Source organism: Rhizobium sp. 18055 (assembly GCF_902706285.1).
Taxonomy (GTDB): Bacteria; Pseudomonadota; Alphaproteobacteria; order Rhizobiales; family Rhizobiaceae; genus Rhizobium.
Map to the genome: position 1 here is coordinate 1 of NZ_CACSKD010000513.1, position 381 is coordinate 381.

1 protein-coding gene is annotated in these 381 nt (G+C 67.5%); it reads right to left on the minus strand.

Translation table 11 applies throughout. From position 1 onward, the window contains the following. Nucleotides 1–381 (minus strand): aconitase family protein (locus GVL52_RS32800; protein ID WP_244619364.1); only part of this gene is annotated, 381 nt, incomplete at both ends.

Below are 381 nucleotides of genomic sequence, written 5' to 3' on the forward strand. Positions count from 1 at the left end.
GTCATCAGGTCGCGCAGCACCGTGCCGGCGATGGCATAGGCCACCACCAGCGGCGGGCTCGCGAGGAAGTTGGCCTTGATGTTGGGATGGATGCGCGCCTCGAAATTGCGGTTGCCCGAAAGCACGGCCGCGCAGACGAGGTCGCTGCCGGTGATGGCTTCGTTGATCTCCGGGGCCAGATCGCCTGCGTTGCCGATGCAGGTGGTGCAGCCGTAGCCCGCGACCGCGAAGCCCAGCTTCTCCAGATAGGGCAGCAGGCCGGTTTCGGAGAGGTACTGCGTGACAATGCGCGAGCCCGGCGCCAGCGAGGTCTTGATGTGCGGCTGCACCTTCAGCCCTGCCTCCACGGCCTTCTTGGCCAGCAGGCCGGCGGCCAGCAGC